Raw genomic sequence first — 14,927 nt, 5'->3', positions numbered from 1 at the left:
GTATTAGTAAATACATTAACTAAATTGCGGGCGTGATGGCAAGCACAGATTTTCCGGGAGGCACAGCAGGCTCAGTTACGACCGCGGACGTCGAACTGGCTGCGATTGGTGATCAGCTTGTCCAGCAGCATGACGAGAACGCGCTGCTCCGGTTCGGTGAGAACACTCGCCCAGGCATGTTCCCGCTCGTTCTGCTCACGGTAGATCTCACCGATCTCGCTCCGGCCCTTCTCGGTGAGCGACAGCTGGACGGACCGGCCGTCCCGCTCGTCCGGAGTCCGCTCCATCAGACCGCCACCGACCAGCGTCTTCGTCAGATTCGAGACCGCAGCCCTGCTCATGCCGGTGAGTTTGGCCGCCGTCTTCGACTCGACGGGGCCGGCCAGCCACGTCACGAACATCAGCCGGAACGCCGACCACGACAGCCCGCGCGGACGGTGAATCGACGACTCCAGGTCGTACGTCACCACGTTCGACGCGCGGTTCAACGTCAGAAGCACCTGGGTGGCGAGTTCGTGCGTCGAGCCGTATTCCGTGCTCAGGCGCCTGTTCGCCAGTTCGATGAACGACCAGAAGTCGAGGCCGTCGGGCACCTCGACGGGCACCGGCGCTGCGTCATCGGTCATGGGGGAACCCTATCGCGAGCCGGTGGCGGGCCCAGTGCCCGCCACCTCCGCTTTTAGTATATCCATGAACTATATGCCTTCGGCCTGTGAGTACTTATTAACGCCCGGCGGTTAATAAGTACTCACGGGCGCGTCAGCGCTCGTAGCCCTTCCGCATGTCGTCGACGATCCGCGGGCGGTCGAGGGTGGAGGGCTCGAGTTCGCGGCGGGGACGGTCGCGCGGGAAGATCGCGGACGCGGCGAGGGTCGGCTCGTCGAGGAAGCGCAGTTCGGGGACGTCGCGGGGCAGGCGCAGGGCCGGCGGTTCGGGTCCGCGCCGGGCGAGGACGTAACCCCAGTCCCCGAAACTCGGCACCAGCACGTGGTACGGCGTGACGGCCAGACCCGCGGACGCGACCGTCGACGTAGTGCGCCAGTACGCGTCCGGCGTCGAATAGGGGCTTCCCGACTGCACCACCATCAGTCCGCCGGGGTTCAGGGCGGCGGCGGCGAGACCGTAGAACTCGGTGGAGTACAGGCGTCCGAGCGCCGGGGTGTCCGGATCGGGGAGGTCCACGATGACGGCGTCGAAACCCGAATCGGGTGCGTCCCGTAGCCACCGGAAGGCGTCGTCGAGGACGACGTGCACCCGCGGGTCCTGCAGTGCTCCCTGATTCAGCCCGGACAGCCGGGTGTTCGCGAGTTCGATGACCGCCGGGTCGAGTTCCACCTGCACGATCTCCTCGACCCCGGGCAGTCGCAGGACCTCTCGGGCGGCGAGGCCGTCGCCCCCGCCGAGGATCAGTACCCGCTTCGGGTCGTCCGCCATCGCGGGGTACACCAGCGATTCGGTGTAGCGATGTTCGTCGACGCTGGAGAACTGGAGGTCGCCGTCGAGGAAGAGCCGCACGTCTCCCCCGCGCTCGGTGACGACGATCTCCTGGTACTGCGACCTTTCCGCGGCGACCACCGGATCGGTGTAGAGCCGTTGCCGCGACGTGGTCTCGATGTCGTCGGCGCGCACCAGCAGCACCGCGATGCACGCGGCGGCGACGAGCATCGCTACGACGGCGAGCAACCGGGTGCGCAGGCTCAGCTGCCACCGCAGCAGGATCAGCGCCACCACCGCGGCGGCAACGAGATTGATGATGCCGGTGATGGCGGCGCCGCGGATCATCCCGGCTGCCGGCAGCAGGACGAACGGCCAGAGCAGGCCACCGACCAGGGCGCCTGCGTAGTCGGCGGCGTTGAGGTTTGCCAGCACTTTTCCGGTGCTCTCGGCGTCGGTGTCGCTTCGTCCGGACTGCAGCAGCGTCATCAGCAGCGGCACCTCGGCGCCCACCAGCACACCGATCAGTGCGGTGGCGAGCACCAGAACGATTGCGCTGGAACCGAAGAACGTGAAGGTGACGTACAGCGTCACTGCACTGAACCCGCCGACGAGGCCGAGGACGATCTCGACGACCACGAACGACGCGGCCGCGGTGGAGAGCAGCGGCTTGGCGGCGAGGGCACCCACCCCGAGTGCGGCCACGAAACCCGCGACGATCAGCGACGTCTGGGTGATCCCGCCGCCGGTCAGACTGACCGACAGTGTCAGCAGAGCCAGTTCGTAGATCAGCCCGCACGCCGCACAGGCTGCCACCGCGGCGAGCAGGAACGCCCTGGCTCGCCCGCCGAGTGCGCGGGTGGTGGAGGAATTCGGCTCTGCCGCTGTGGTCGTCACGAGGTCAGGTGAGTGCGGCGGCGTTCACGAGGCCGATGGCGAAGAGGCTCGCACCGACCGCCCAGGCGGCACCGCACATCTGCGGGTTCCCGACCAGACCGACGAGTTGCCCCGGCAGCAGCAGATTCATCAGGCGCAGCGCGATGACCTGCAGCAGCACACCGAAGAGGCCGTAGACCGCGGAGTCGGCGAGACCCTGCGCGAATCCGTCGGAGCTGGTGAGGATTGCCGTCACCACGACGACGGCGAGGGCGAGATGGTTCGACGCGAGCAGGATTGCCGCGTTGGGGTTCTTGTCGACGTACACCTGGTGCCGGAGATTGCCGGGGGTGGCGAGGTCGAGTACCGCGAAGCCGACTCCGAGGACGGCGATGCCGATGACGAAATACGCCAGGGTGCCGAGCATGCCGACGGCGAGCAGTCCGACGTCGACGCTGCCGATTTCCGTTGCTGCCGCCGTGTAGGTGGTGTTCACGCGCTTCTCCCCAGTCGAGTGTTCTCTGTCATTTCGCGCTTCCGGATCCGCCGCTGCCGCTGGCGCCGCCCGCCGGTGAACCGGGGTTGAAACCGGGCCCCAGATAGGCGAACCCGCCACTCCGGTACCGTCCGTCGATGTCTTCGACGCGGACGAGGCTGCCGCCACCCGGCCCGGCGCTGACCGTGACGATGTCGTCGTCGTAGCGCAGGTATTCGCTGCCGCCGTCCGCCTTCCGCGCTGCCGGTTCCTCTTCGGCGACGATGTTCGACACGGTCGTCCCCACCGGGTCGTTCGACGTGTACGTCTTGGCGTCGCCCGCGGTGTTCTGCAGGGCGTAGGTGTCGGCGATGTAGTCGCGGACGCCGCCGCCGCACGCGGTCGCGGCCAATACCAGGAGCAGCATCGGGGCGAGTCGCACGCGCACACCGAACCGGCTCACGGCTGCCACCTGCTTCGAGTTTTCACGATCACCCCACCCTTGTCTCCTGGGTACAGATGCCAGGTCTGCCAGGCCCATCCGTCCGAATCTTTCGCTGCCGTGAGCGCCGTCAGTGCGGTGTGGTCGCCGGGGAACGCCCCGCAGATCCACCCGTCCACCTCGGTGGCCTGGCGCCGCAGCCAGTCGGCGGTCTGCTCGAGGTGGGTGCGGTCGACGGTGTCGGTGGTCGAGTCGAACCGGTACCCGCTCGCGCTGTCGGATGCCGGCAGCGGCCTGCCGCCGGCCCGGATCGCGTCGCACGACACCTGTTCGGTGAGCTGCCTGCCCGCGGCGGACGCGGTCACCGCGTGCGACGCCCCGAGAACTGCGAGCGTCACTCGGTCGTCACCGTGCGTGATGGTGAGTTCGGCCAACGGAAGCGGTGTTTCGGCGTTCACGACGAGACCGAGTGCCTCGGCCGTCACATCACGCGACTCGATGTCGAGGACGTGCAGTGTCACTGCGGCGGACCGGAATGGATCACGGTGAGTTCACCCCGCGTGACGGCGCGGCCCGTGGAGACCTCCCACGATTGCGTCCGCGCCCAGCGTTCGAAGGACAGCAGGCCGGTCTTGTCGGCCGTCTCGTAGTCGGCGTAGTCGACGATGCCCTGGGGTGCGGTTCCGGTGGTGCCTTCCGCGGTGAACGAGGCGGTGCCGCGCTCGATCTGCCGGTGCACCCTGTCGTCGAGGATCACGTCACCGTCCGGTTCGAGTCCCGTGCCCTCGCGGCGCATCCACAGCGTCATGTCGAGGTTGCCCTCGTCGTTCTCGACGGTCAGCCAGCGCTGACCGGTCGACCCGTCGAGGAGGTGTTCGTGCCAGATGTATCCCTCTTCGTCGAGGGTGATGGTGCCGCGCACGACGTGATCGATTCCGGCGTACGTGATGATGTCGCCGACTCCGATCTTGTACGGGTCGTAGACCTCCGGGTAGTCGGCGAGCGGATCGACCCTGGCAGCAGGAGTGGACTTCTTCCCGGCCCGATTCCGCAGGATCAGCACGATGCCCACGATCACGACGACGATCAGCAGCAGTAACAGCAGCGTGGTCAACAGTCTCTCCTGGTCAGCGGCTCCGGCATGGGAGACCGGCGCCCGGCCCCCACCGCTCAGTCACCCTACTGTGCGCCGCGCACCCACACACCTGGCGATTGCAGAGCCTGGTAGCAAAGGCTAGCCTAACCGAACGCGCGAGCGGTGGAGCGGAGCGCTGTCGTTCACCGAGATTCGCGCGGCATACGCCCAGACGCCGACAAGACCGACCGTGAGGAACCATATGGCCATCCCGCCCATCTCGTCCTACACGATCCCGGAGATCCACGAGGTCCCCGAATCGAAGGTGTCCTGGCGCCTCGACCCCCGGCGTTCCGCACTGCTGGTCCACGACATGCAGAACTACTTCATCGACGCGTACGACGTGCGTGCGGAGCCGATGTCGACCGCGCTGGCGAACATGGTCCGGATCCGCGAACTGTGCTCGGAAGCCGGTATTCCCGTGATCTACACGATGCAGCCGGGCGACCAGCACCCGTCGCGCCGTGGCATCCTCGCCGACTTCTGGGGCCCGGGACTGACGTCGGGTCGCGATACCGAGGTGGTCGAGCCGCTCGCCCCCCGCGAGGGTGACATCCAGGTGACCAAATGGCGGTATTCGGCGTTCCAGCGCACCGACCTCCGGCAGCTGCTCGGCCACCACGGCCGCGACCAGCTGATCGTGACGGGCGTCTACGCGCACATGGGCTGCATGCTGAGTGCCGCCGAGGCGTTCATGTCGGACGTGCAGCCGTTCCTGGTCTCCGACGCGACCGCGGATTTCAGCCGTGCCGAGCACCTCATGGCGCTCACCTATGCGGCGAAGCGCTGCGGTTCGGTGACCACCACGGATGCGCTGGTCGCCGCGCTCTCCCCGCTACAAGTCGGCTGAGTCGACCCGAAGCCCACACTCCGGCGCAGCGCTTCGTTCCGAAGCCTGCGCCGGTGTGCTCGGCAGTCGGATCACCACAATCGATGTGGTTAGGCTAACCTGACACGCTGAGTAGCTGAAAGCCCGGAATCCCCACGCCCGAAAGCCGAAAGCATCAGGAGTGCCTGTTCGATGTCCCATTCGATCTCGTCGCCGTCCACCCCGCAGACCGGGGAGGACACGGCCGACGTCTGCTTGACCGCCGCCCAGCGCGAGCTGTGGGCCGGGCACCTTCTCGACCCGACCCGATCGGCGTTCACCACGGCCGAATACGTGGAGGTCGCCGCCCCCGTCGACATCGACGCTCTCGGCGCGGCGGTACGCACGGTGATCGAGGAGGCCGAGGTGCTCTCGGTCCGATTCGAGGCCGAACCCGGTGCCGATTCGGCTGACGTCGTCCAGATGCACGATCGTCGCCACGCCCCCGAACTCGAACGTCTCCAACGCGACCGGGCCGCAGCCCTGGAGTGGATGCGCGAGGACGTGCGCCGACCGCTCGACTTCGACTCCGCTCCCCTCGTGCGCACGGCACTGATCACGACCGAATCCGGTGTGCTCTGGTACCTCCGCGCCCCGCACGCGTTGCTCGATGCCTACGGGTATTCGTTGCTCACCCGCCGCGTCGCGGCGCTGTACGCGGCCCGGCTCGCGGGCACGGAACCCCGGCCGGCGAAGTTCCCTTCGTTGCGGGCGCACGTCCAGGCGGCACGGGAATTCGATGCCGCGACCCCCGACATCGACGCGCCGCACGACGCTTCCCGTCCGGCCGGATTCAGCGACACCGTGCGCCGGCCCGTCCCCGACCCGCATCGCTGCACGCTCGCGATCGAGCCCGCGGTGGCGAAGACCCTGCGCGAGGCGGCCACCGTGCAGGCGACGACGTGGGCCGAGGCGGTCTATGCGGCCGCGGCCGCCTACCTCGGCGCCCACACGGGAGCGGAAGAAGTCCGGCTCCGCGTGCCGGTTCTGGCCCGGCAGGGCATCGAGCTGGCGTCGCCCGTGACGGCCACGAACATTGTGCCGCTCCGCATTCCGCTCGACGCGCGACCGACGTTCGCCGGCGTGATCGACAGAGTGGCCGCCGCACTGTCCGAGACCCGACCGTTCCAGCGCGTCCGGGACGCCGGGATCCGCGCCACCGGCGGAGCGGTGGTGAACGTCAAACCGTTCGCCGCCAGAATCGCTTTCGGTCCCACGTTCGGGGCGGTGCATCAGCTCGCCACCGGTCCGGTGGAGGACGTGGTGATCTCCGTCTCGGGTGCCGGGGACGAGCTCACCCTCGAATGGGCCGGAAATCCCGAGGTCTACACGGACGACGAGATCCGGGATCACGCACACCGATTCGCGCACTACCTCCGAACCATCTCCGTGACAGCTGAACCCGTCTCCGTGGTCGACGTCTGCGCTCCGGACGAACTGGACCTGTGGCGGTCGGCGGCCGGCCTCGACCGGACCACCGGCACCGCAGCGGCGCTTCCGGACAGCATCGTCTCCGCCTTCCTCACCCAGGTGCGCACCCACCCGGACCGCATCGCGGTGAACGATCTGACGTACCAAGAACTCTCGAATCGCAGCGCCGCCCTGGCCCGGCAACTGAGGTCGGCCGGCGCCGGCCGCGGAACGGTCGTGGCCGTCAGCCTCCCCCGCGGCACCGACCTGATCGTCGCCGTCCTCGCGATTCTCCGCAGCGGCGCGACCTACCTGCCGATCGATCCGTCCTCCCCGGCCGACCGCGCCCGGTTCATCCTGCGGGACGCGCAGCCGTCGCTGGGGATCGGATCCGCCGATCTGCTCGGCGACCTCCCACGAATCGAGGAGGGCGCGGCGCAGTCCGAGCTGGGCGAACTCGAGAACGCGGTGCGCGCGGACGACATCGCGTACATCATCTACACCTCCGGATCCACCGGTGTCCCCAAGGGCGTTCCGATTCCGCACCGTAACGTGATGCGGCTGTTCGACGTGTCCCGTGAATGGTTCACGTTCACCGAGGACGACTGCTGGCCGCTGCTGCACTCGTATGCATTCGATTTCTCCGTCTGGGAGATCTGGGGTGCGCTGCTGCAGGGCGGCCGCCTCGTCACGGTCGACGAGGCCACCCTGACGTCACCGGCCGACCTCGCCGCACTTCTCGTCGACGAGGGTGTGACGGTGCTGAACCAGACGCCGTCCGCGTTCGGGCATCTCGTCGACGCTCTCGTCCGCGCGGACTCGTTCGACCGGCTGCGACTGCGGTACGTCGTGTTCGGCGGTGAGGCTCTCGATCCCGCCGTCCTGCGCGCCTGGTTCGCCGCGACCGGCCCGGACGCGGGAACCGAACTGGTCAACATGTACGGAATCACCGAGACCACCGTGCACGTCACCGCCACGAAGGTCACTGCCGCCGACGTCGTCGACATCGGCGTTCCACTCGGCGACCTCCGCACGTACGTCCTCGGACCGGGGCTGCGTCCGGTACCGCCCGGCGTCACCGGCGAGATCTACGTGTCCGGCCCCGGACTGTCCCCGGGCTACCTCGGGCGCCCCGACCTGACGTCGGGACGGTTCGTGGCCGACCCGTTCGCACCGAGCGGGACGCGCATGTACCGCACCGGCGACCTCGCACAGTACGACGCGACCGGCGCGCTCCACTACCACGGCCGGATCGACGACCAGATCCAATTGCGCGGTTACCGTGTCGAACTCGGCGATGTCGGCGCCGCGATGACTGCGGTGCCCGACGTGCAGGCGGCGGTGGCCACGGTGCACGGGCGGGCCGGCGGCGACCAGCGGATCGTCGGGTACGTCGTTCCCCGGCCCGGCAGCGAGCACGACGCTGTCGAGGAGGAAGTAAGGGCGCACCTGGTCCGCTCCCTCCCCGGGTACATGACGCCGTCCGCACTGGTGATGCTCGACCGATTGCCGTTGACCCACAACGGCAAGGTCGACAAGGACGCGCTGCCCGCCCCCCGTTGGCTCGGACAGGCCTGCGACACACCGCGGACCGCCACCGAAGCCCGGATCCTCCCGCTGTTCACCTCGGTGCTCGGCGCCGAGGAGGTCGGCGTCCACGACGACTTCTTCGCACTCGGCGGAAACTCTCTCCTCGCCGCCGCTCTCGTGTCCGCGATCACTGCCGAACTGGGTGTTCCGCTGCGAGTTGCGACGGTCTTCGAGAATCCCACCGTGGCTGCCGTGGCCGCGCAGTTGGAGGATGCCGGCGAGCCGGTGTCGGCGAGCAGGCCGTCCCCGCGGGGCCTCCCCGAGGGCACGCCGGTGCCGTTGTCGCCCGCGCAGGAACGCCTGTGGTTCCTCGACAGCGCGGCCGGCGGCGGAACGTACCTGCTGGCGCTGGCCGTCGATTTCGGGGAAGGCCTCGAACCCGACGCCCTGTCAGCGGCGCTCGCGGACGTCGTGACCCGGCATCAGTCGTTGCGGACGGTGTTCCCCCTCGTCGACTCGGTGCCCCACCAGGTCGTCCTTCCCGCCGGAGACGCGAAGGTCCGGCTCGAACGAGTCGACAACGTCGGCAACATCGAGGGACACATCGCGGCGATGACGACGGTGGGTCTCGGGCTCACCGACCAGCCGCCGCTGCGCGCGGTGCTGTACGAACCGCAGCGCACACTGGTCCTGTTGATGCACCACATCATCGGCGACGAGTGGTCGCAGTCGAAACTCCTCGACGATCTCGCGTTCGCGTACAACGCCCGCCGCGCCGGACGGGCACCGGAGTTCACGCCGCTGCCGTTGCAGTACCCGGACGTCGCGGTGTGGCAACGCGAACGCATCGGCGCCGGCGACGACGACGCGACCCCGTTGTTGACCGGCCAACTCGACTACTGGCGTGAGCAACTCGCCGGTCTGCCACTCGAACTGGGCTGGCGCACCGACCGCCCCCGGCCCGCCCTGCCCACCAACCGCGGCGCGAGCGTCCACCGCACGCTGTCGCCGTCGCTGCACGCGGCCGTCGAGTCGCTCGCTGCCGAGCGGCGCGCGAGCTTCTTCATGATCGTGCACGCCGCCGTGGCCGTGCTGCTCGAAAGGCTGGGCGCCGGCGAGGACATCGCCCTCGGCGTGCCTGTCGCGGGTCGTAGTCACCCCGACCTCGACGCCATGGTGGGCTGCTTCGTCAACACGGTGGTCCTGCGGACCGACGTCTCGGGCGACCCGACGTTCGACGAACTGCTGGACCGGGTCAGAGCCGTCGACCTCGACGCCGTCGACCACGCCGACGTGCCGTTCAACCGGATCGTCGAACTCGTCAATCCCCCACGGTCGTCGGCCCGCCATCCCCTCTTCCAGGTGATGCTGTCGCACTGGAAACAGGACGGTGCGGCGGAGCGATTCGCCGGGACCACCGCCTCGGTACGGATGCTCGACGCGACGTCCGCGAAATTCGATCTGGCGCTGCGCTTCCAAGAAAGCCCGGACAGCGGCGGGGTCGACGTGACGTTCGAGTACTCCACCGAACTCTTCGATGCCGCGACCGTCGAATCCTTCGCGGACCGCCTCGCCGTGGTGATCGAGCGGCTCGTCGCGAACCACGAGCAGCGGATCGCCCGGCTCGACATCCTGACCCCGCAGGAGCGGGGCCGGGTGCTCGGCGAATGGTCCCACGCGGAGCACTCCATCCCGGCCCGCACGTTCGACGAGTACTTCTCCGCGCAGGTGGCGCAGACACCCGACGCCGAGGCCCTCGCCGTCGGTGCGAGCGTGCGACCGGCGGTCTCCCTCACCTACCGGCAGCTCGACGAACGGGCGAATCGGATTGCCCACCTGCTGATCTCGCGTGGTGCCGGCCCCGGTGACGTGGTCGCGCTCGCACTCGACCGCTCCGCCGAGCTGATCGTCAGCGTTCTCGCCGTGCTGAAGAGCGGTGCCGCGTACCTTCCCGTCGACCCCACCTACCCGGCCGACCGGATCGCGCACATGCTCGCCGACGGCGCACCGGTCGCGATCCTCACGTCCTCCGTCGGTGTGCCCGACCGCACCCCGCTGGGCACCGACGTGCCCATTCTCGACCTGGACGATCCGGACCTGCAGGCCCTGATCGACGCCCAGCCGGTCACCGGCCCCACAGACGCCGACCGGAGCAGACCGCTGCAACTCGACGACGCCGCGTATCTCATCTACACGTCCGGATCGACGGGGGTGCCGAAGGGCGTCGTCGTTCCCCACCTGGGCATCGCGGATCTGCTGTCGCTGCAGTCGGACGTGATCGGCATGGACCACAACACTCGTGCGCTCCACTTCTCGTCCATCAGCTTCGACCTCGCGTTCTGGCAGATCATGTGGGGCGTGCTCTCGGGCGGAACGCTGGTGGTCGCGACGGACGCCGACCGCATCCCCGGTGAGCCGCTCGCCCGCGTCATCGACGAACACGACGTGAACTTCGTCGGCGTGCCACCGTCTTTCGCCGCCGCGTTGCCGCCCGAGCATCCCATCCCGGACGGCGTCGACCTGATGCTCGGTGCCGAGAAGCTCACACCCCAGCTGATCGAGCGGTACGCACCCGGACGCCGGCTGTTCAACGCGTACGGACCGACCGAGTGCACGGTCAACGCCACCCTGGCTCTCGTCGAACCGGGACACGAAGGTCCGGTCCCCATCGGCGTCGTCGATCCCGGCAAGCACGCGTACGTCCTGGACCACGCGCTGCGGCCGGTGCCTCCGGGCGTGTCCGGCGAGCTGTATCTCGCGGGCGACAGCGTCACCCGGGGATACCGCAACCAGAGCCCCAAGACGGCGGAACGTTTCATCGCCGACCCGTTCGCGGAGCCGGGCACTCGCATGTACCGGACGTCGGATGTGGTGTGGTGGGGCCGGGACGGTCAGATCTATTTCGCCGGCCGCGCCGACTCCCAGGTCAAGGTGCGCGGATTCCGCATCGAACTCAACGAGATCGAGGCCGTGCTGTCCGGTGACCCGGACGTCGAGCACATCGTCGTCGTGGTCCGCGAGGACCGCCCGGGCGATCAGCGGCTGGTCGCGTACGCCACGTCGGTGCCGGGCGGCCGGATCGACCCCGACAAGTTGCACCGCCGCGCCGCCAGCCGGCTGCCGGATTACATGATCCCGGCTACGTTCATCGCCGTCGACGAGTTCCCCACCCTCCCCAACGGCAAGCTCGACCAGTCGTCGCTTCCCGTTCCGCACCTGTCACTGCAGGTGTCCGAGCGGGGTCCGCGCACGGCGCGCGAAGAGGTGCTGTGCCAGTTGTTCGCCGAGGCTCTCGGTATCGAGCGGGTCGGCATCGACGACAGCTTCTTCGACCTCGGCGGACACTCGCTGATGGCGGCCGGATTGATGAGCGCGATCTCGAAGCGGCTGTCCGTCACCGCGACGGTGGCCTCGCTGTTCGCGGCGCCGACGGTGGCCCAGCTGGCCGGCCGTCTCGACAACGATCACGACGCCGACGCGCTGGCCGTCCTGCTGCCCTTCCGCACCGAGGGGTCCCAGCCGCCGGTGTTCTGCTTCCACCCCGCCGGTGGAATCAGCTGGGGCTACTCGAGCCTGCTGCGGCACATCGACGACGACTACCCGCTGTACGGCGTGCAGGCCTCCAACCTGTCGACGTCCAAGCGGCCGCCGGAAACGCTCGAGGACATGGCTGCCGAGTACATCGAGCACATGCGGACCGTGCAGCCGAAGGGCCCCTACCACCTCCTCGGATGGTCACTGGGCGGCGTCGTCGCGCACGCCATCGCCGGTGCGTTGCAGAAGCAGGGGGAGGAACTCGGCATGCTCGTCATGCTCGACTCCTTCCCGTCGGACGCGTGGGCCTCGATGCCGACGGAGCAGGACGCGCTCGCCGCGCTGCTCTACATGGTCGGCTACGACCCGGAACCGCTCCTCGCGGATGGACTCGACCGGCAGCAGGTGATCGACATCCTGCGCGGCGAGGGCAGCGCGCTGGCCGGGATCAACGAGCACACACCGGCCGCGATGATCGACAACTTCGCGAACGCCGTGCGCCTCGAATCCGAACCCTCACAGATCGTCGTGGACTCCGACATGCTCTTCTTCACTGCGGCCAGGAATCCTGCGACCGCGGCGACGTACGACCTGTGGCGGCCCTACCTGACCGGCACCATCGTCAACCACGACCTCGACTGCGAGCACAAGGACATGACTCAGCCCCGTTGGATCGGCGAAGTCGGCTCCGTCGTGAACGAGGCCCTCGCCTCGTTCGGCTCGCGCATGAACCCCATCAACAAAGAACAGGGAGATCGATGAAACCGTCCGGAAGATACTGGCGTAGAGCCGGAATCGTGATGATGGCGGCAACCGCGCTCTTCGCGGGTGCCTGCAGCGAGTCGAATACCGACTCGACCGACGCGGCGGGATCCGCCACCGGACAGGCCGACGCGTCGGCCTTCCCCGTGTCGATTCCGTCGGCGCTCGGCACCGCGGAGATCACGGAGGCCCCGGAACGTGTCGTCACGCTCGGCTGGGGCAGCGAGGACGCGGCACTGTCGCTCGGCGTCGTGCCCGTCGCCGTGCAGAACATGAAGTCGGACACGGGAACCGACGACGGCCTGCTGCCGTGGTCGCGGGCGAAGCTCGAAGAGCTCGATCCGAACGCGGAACCCACGTTGCTGACGGCGTCGAGCAAGGAGATGCCGTACGAGCAGATCGCGGCACTCGCCCCCGACGTGATCCTGGCCGTGCACTCGGGCGTGAACCAGGAACAGTACGACAAGCTCTCGGCCATCGCCCCCACCGTGGCGTACCCGGAGCGTCGCTGGGCCACCAGCTGGGAAGACCAGATCACCACCGTCGGCAAGGCCCTCGGCCGGTCGGCACAGGCCGAGGCACTGGTGACCCAGACGCAGGACACCCTCGCGCAGGCGAAGTCGCAGCACCCCGAGTTCGCCGGGAAGACGGTGGCATTCGGTAGTGGCACCGAGCCGGGGTCGTACAACTTCTACTTCGACACCGATCCTCGCCTGAAGATGCTGGCCAGCCTCGGTTTCACGGTCGATCCGCTCGCCCAGCAGTTGCGCGAGAGCAGTGACCAGACCAAGTTCGCGGCCCCCGTCAGCCTGGAACTGCTGCCGACGTACAACCCGGACGTGCTGCTCGCCTGGTACCTGTCACCGGAGCTGCAGAACGAGGTCCAGTCGAATCCGCTGTTCGCCGGGATGAAGGCCGTGCGCGACAACGCCTACGTGGGTCTGACCGACCCGCCGCTGGTGTTCGCGTCGAGCTCACCGAACGTGCTCAGCATGCCGTGGCTGCTGGACAAGCTGCTCCCGCAGCTGTCGCAGGCCGCGAACAACGCTCAGGCCAGCTAGTTTCCACCTGACAGCGTCACTGTGCCGCTGCCGAGAGGTCGTCCTCCTCGGCAGCGGCACTGCTGTAGGTGCGCAACCCCTTCAAGGTCAGTGCGAGAACCGCCAGCACCACGATGCCGCCCGCCCCGTAGAGGAGGAACGCCTCCCGCGGACCCACCGCGGCGCCGACGGCGCCGGCGACGAGCGCTCCGGCGGCCGAGCCCGTGGAGATCTGGGCGCCCCACACACCGGCGACGCGTCCGCGGTATTCCTCGGGGGTCTCGGTCTGGATTACCGCGTACCGGAGGATGTCACCGAGGACGCGGCCGAATCCGTGCGCGGCGAGCCCGAGGAACGTGACTGCGATCATCGGGACGGCGCCGACGCCGATCAGCCCGGCCGACGCGATCATGGCCGCGAGGAACACGATCAGGCCACCGCGACGAGCAGTCCCCGTCCAGCCACTCGTGAGTGATCCGGTGAGGGCGCCGACCGCGGGGGCGCTGTAGAGCAGTCCGGTGGCCGCCGGTCCGGCGTGGAGGACCTGGCTGGCGTAGGCGGGCAGCAGCACGTTCCAGCCGGTCAGCATCATGGCGCAGAAGCCGACCAGAAGCGTCCCACCGACCACGGAGTCCTTGGTGGCATAGGTGAAACCGCTGACGATCGACCGCAGCGGACTCTCGGTGTTCTTGACCGGCGGCGGCAGCGACGGCAGCCTGGCGATGCAGTACGCGGTGATTCCCGAGGACACCGCGGCCAGAACGTAGTTGGTGCCCACAGATGTCGCCGCGATGATCACACCGCCGATGGCCGGTGACGCGACCGTGCCGAGGTCGGCCATCACGGTCATCAGGGCACCGGCGGCGGCCATCTTGTCCTTGGGGAGCAGCGACGGGATCACCGCCATCAGCGCGGTCGCGGAGATGCCGCCGGCGAGGCCCTCGATCACGCCACACAGGTAGATGATCCACAACTGGGGTGTGGGGAGGAACGCGTTGACCGCGAGGATCGCGAACGCCAGACCCGCTGCGGCACGGGCGAGCGAGATGACCGGTCGGCGGTCGTGCCGGTCGGCGATCACGCCGCCGAACAGGGTGCCGATGAACACCGAGGAGCCCACGACGATGCTCGCCGCGCCCACTGCCAGTGTGGAATTCGTCATGTCGTACACCTGCAGCGGCACCGCCACCAGGAGCAGACCCAGACCGAAGATGGAGATCGTGCGGGCAATGAAGATGTATCGGAACTCGCGACTCGTCCGTAGAGGCGTCACGTCGATTGCGTATCGCGATAATCCAGCCATTGTCATCCATTCACATTCGGTTGCAACAGCTCTCCGTTTCGCCGTTCGCGCGGAGAGCAACTATGCTTAGGCTTCACTAACCCAGCAACCTACCCCATGTCGTCGAATCGGCTCAACG

General features: G+C 68.3%; 10 protein-coding genes. 3 read left to right on the top strand and 7 right to left on the bottom strand.

Annotated features, from left to right (window positions below; all coding sequences use genetic code 11):
• Nucleotides 1-71: 71 nt before the first annotated feature.
• From GO592_RS02955 to GO592_RS02930, 6 genes are all read right to left on the bottom strand, one after another.
• The gene (locus tag GO592_RS02955; protein WP_007296526.1) at nucleotides 72-626 is read right to left on the bottom strand and encodes a MarR family winged helix-turn-helix transcriptional regulator; all 555 of its coding nucleotides are present in this window, start codon (nucleotides 624-626) and stop codon (nucleotides 72-74) included.
• A gap of 133 nt (nucleotides 627-759) precedes the next feature.
• Complete coding sequence (locus GO592_RS02950; protein WP_007296527.1) at nucleotides 760-2,331, bottom strand: polyamine aminopropyltransferase; 1,572 nt, start codon at nucleotides 2,329-2,331, stop codon at nucleotides 760-762.
• Nucleotides 2,332-2,335: 4 nt separating this feature from the next.
• The gene (locus GO592_RS02945; protein ID WP_005251488.1) at nucleotides 2,336-2,806 is read right to left on the bottom strand and encodes a DUF350 domain-containing protein; all 471 of its coding nucleotides are present in this window, start codon (nucleotides 2,804-2,806) and stop codon (nucleotides 2,336-2,338) included.
• A gap of 28 nt (nucleotides 2,807-2,834) precedes the next feature.
• A complete protein-coding gene (locus tag GO592_RS02940) occupies nucleotides 2,835-3,257 on the bottom strand; it encodes a DUF4247 domain-containing protein (RefSeq protein ID WP_007296528.1) in 423 nt (140 codons plus the stop codon).
• Nucleotides 3,245-3,748, bottom strand: coding sequence for a DUF2617 family protein (locus GO592_RS02935; RefSeq protein WP_007296529.1), 504 nt, complete (start codon nucleotides 3,746-3,748; stop codon nucleotides 3,245-3,247). The genes GO592_RS02940 and GO592_RS02935 overlap by 13 nt, the downstream gene beginning before the upstream one ends.
• Nucleotides 3,745-4,341, bottom strand: coding sequence for a DUF4178 domain-containing protein (locus GO592_RS02930; RefSeq protein WP_007296530.1), 597 nt, complete (start codon nucleotides 4,339-4,341; stop codon nucleotides 3,745-3,747). The genes GO592_RS02935 and GO592_RS02930 overlap by 4 nt, the downstream gene beginning before the upstream one ends.
• Nucleotides 4,342-4,564: 223 nt before the next feature.
• Between GO592_RS02930 and GO592_RS02925 the strand changes: the two genes are divergently transcribed.
• The 3 genes from GO592_RS02925 to GO592_RS02915 all read left to right on the top strand — a co-directional run bounded on the left by GO592_RS02925 (nucleotide 4,565) and on the right by GO592_RS02915 (nucleotide 13,527).
• Entirely contained in the window at nucleotides 4,565-5,212 is a 648-nt protein-coding gene (locus GO592_RS02925) for an isochorismatase family protein (RefSeq protein WP_007296531.1), read from the top strand.
• 171 nt (nucleotides 5,213-5,383) lie between these two features.
• Complete coding sequence (locus tag GO592_RS02920) at nucleotides 5,384-12,466, top strand: amino acid adenylation domain-containing protein (RefSeq protein ID WP_007296532.1); 7,083 nt, start codon at nucleotides 5,384-5,386, stop codon at nucleotides 12,464-12,466.
• Nucleotides 12,463-13,527 carry an iron-siderophore ABC transporter substrate-binding protein gene (locus tag GO592_RS02915; RefSeq protein ID WP_039950801.1) on the top strand — a complete coding sequence of 355 codons (1,065 nt, stop codon included), beginning with the start codon at nucleotides 12,463-12,465 and terminating at the stop codon, nucleotides 13,525-13,527. Before GO592_RS02920 ends, GO592_RS02915 begins: the two co-directional genes overlap by 4 nt.
• A gap of 16 nt (nucleotides 13,528-13,543) precedes the next feature.
• Here the strand turns inward: GO592_RS02915 and entS are convergent, their stop codons facing one another.
• A complete protein-coding gene (gene entS, locus GO592_RS02910) occupies nucleotides 13,544-14,809 on the bottom strand; it encodes an enterobactin transporter EntS (protein ID WP_007296534.1) in 1,266 nt (421 codons plus the stop codon).
• Nucleotides 14,810-14,927 lie beyond the last annotated feature (118 nt).

Source organism: Rhodococcus sp. 21391 (assembly GCF_016772255.1).
GTDB lineage: Bacteria > Actinomycetota > Actinomycetes > Mycobacteriales > Mycobacteriaceae > Rhodococcus_F > Rhodococcus_F opacus.
Note: the sequence above shows the minus strand (reverse complement) of the source record. Positions and strands in the feature narration are given on the sequence as shown.

Excerpts from the sequence above, each read along its gene's own strand:
- GO592_RS02915 (WP_039950801.1), top strand. The coding sequence starts at position 12,463 with ATGAAACCGTCCGGAAGATACTGGCGTAGAGCCGGAATCGTGATGATG.
- GO592_RS02920 (WP_007296532.1), top strand. The coding sequence starts at position 5,384 with ATGTCCCATTCGATCTCGTCGCCGTCCACCCCGCAGACCGGGGAGGAC.
- GO592_RS02955 (WP_007296526.1), bottom strand. The coding sequence starts at position 626 with ATGACCGATGACGCAGCGCCGGTGCCCGTCGAGGTGCCCGACGGCCTC.
- GO592_RS02925 (WP_007296531.1), top strand. The coding sequence starts at position 4,565 with ATGGCCATCCCGCCCATCTCGTCCTACACGATCCCGGAGATCCACGAG.
- entS (WP_007296534.1), bottom strand. The coding sequence starts at position 14,809 with ATGGCTGGATTATCGCGATACGCAATCGACGTGACGCCTCTACGGACG.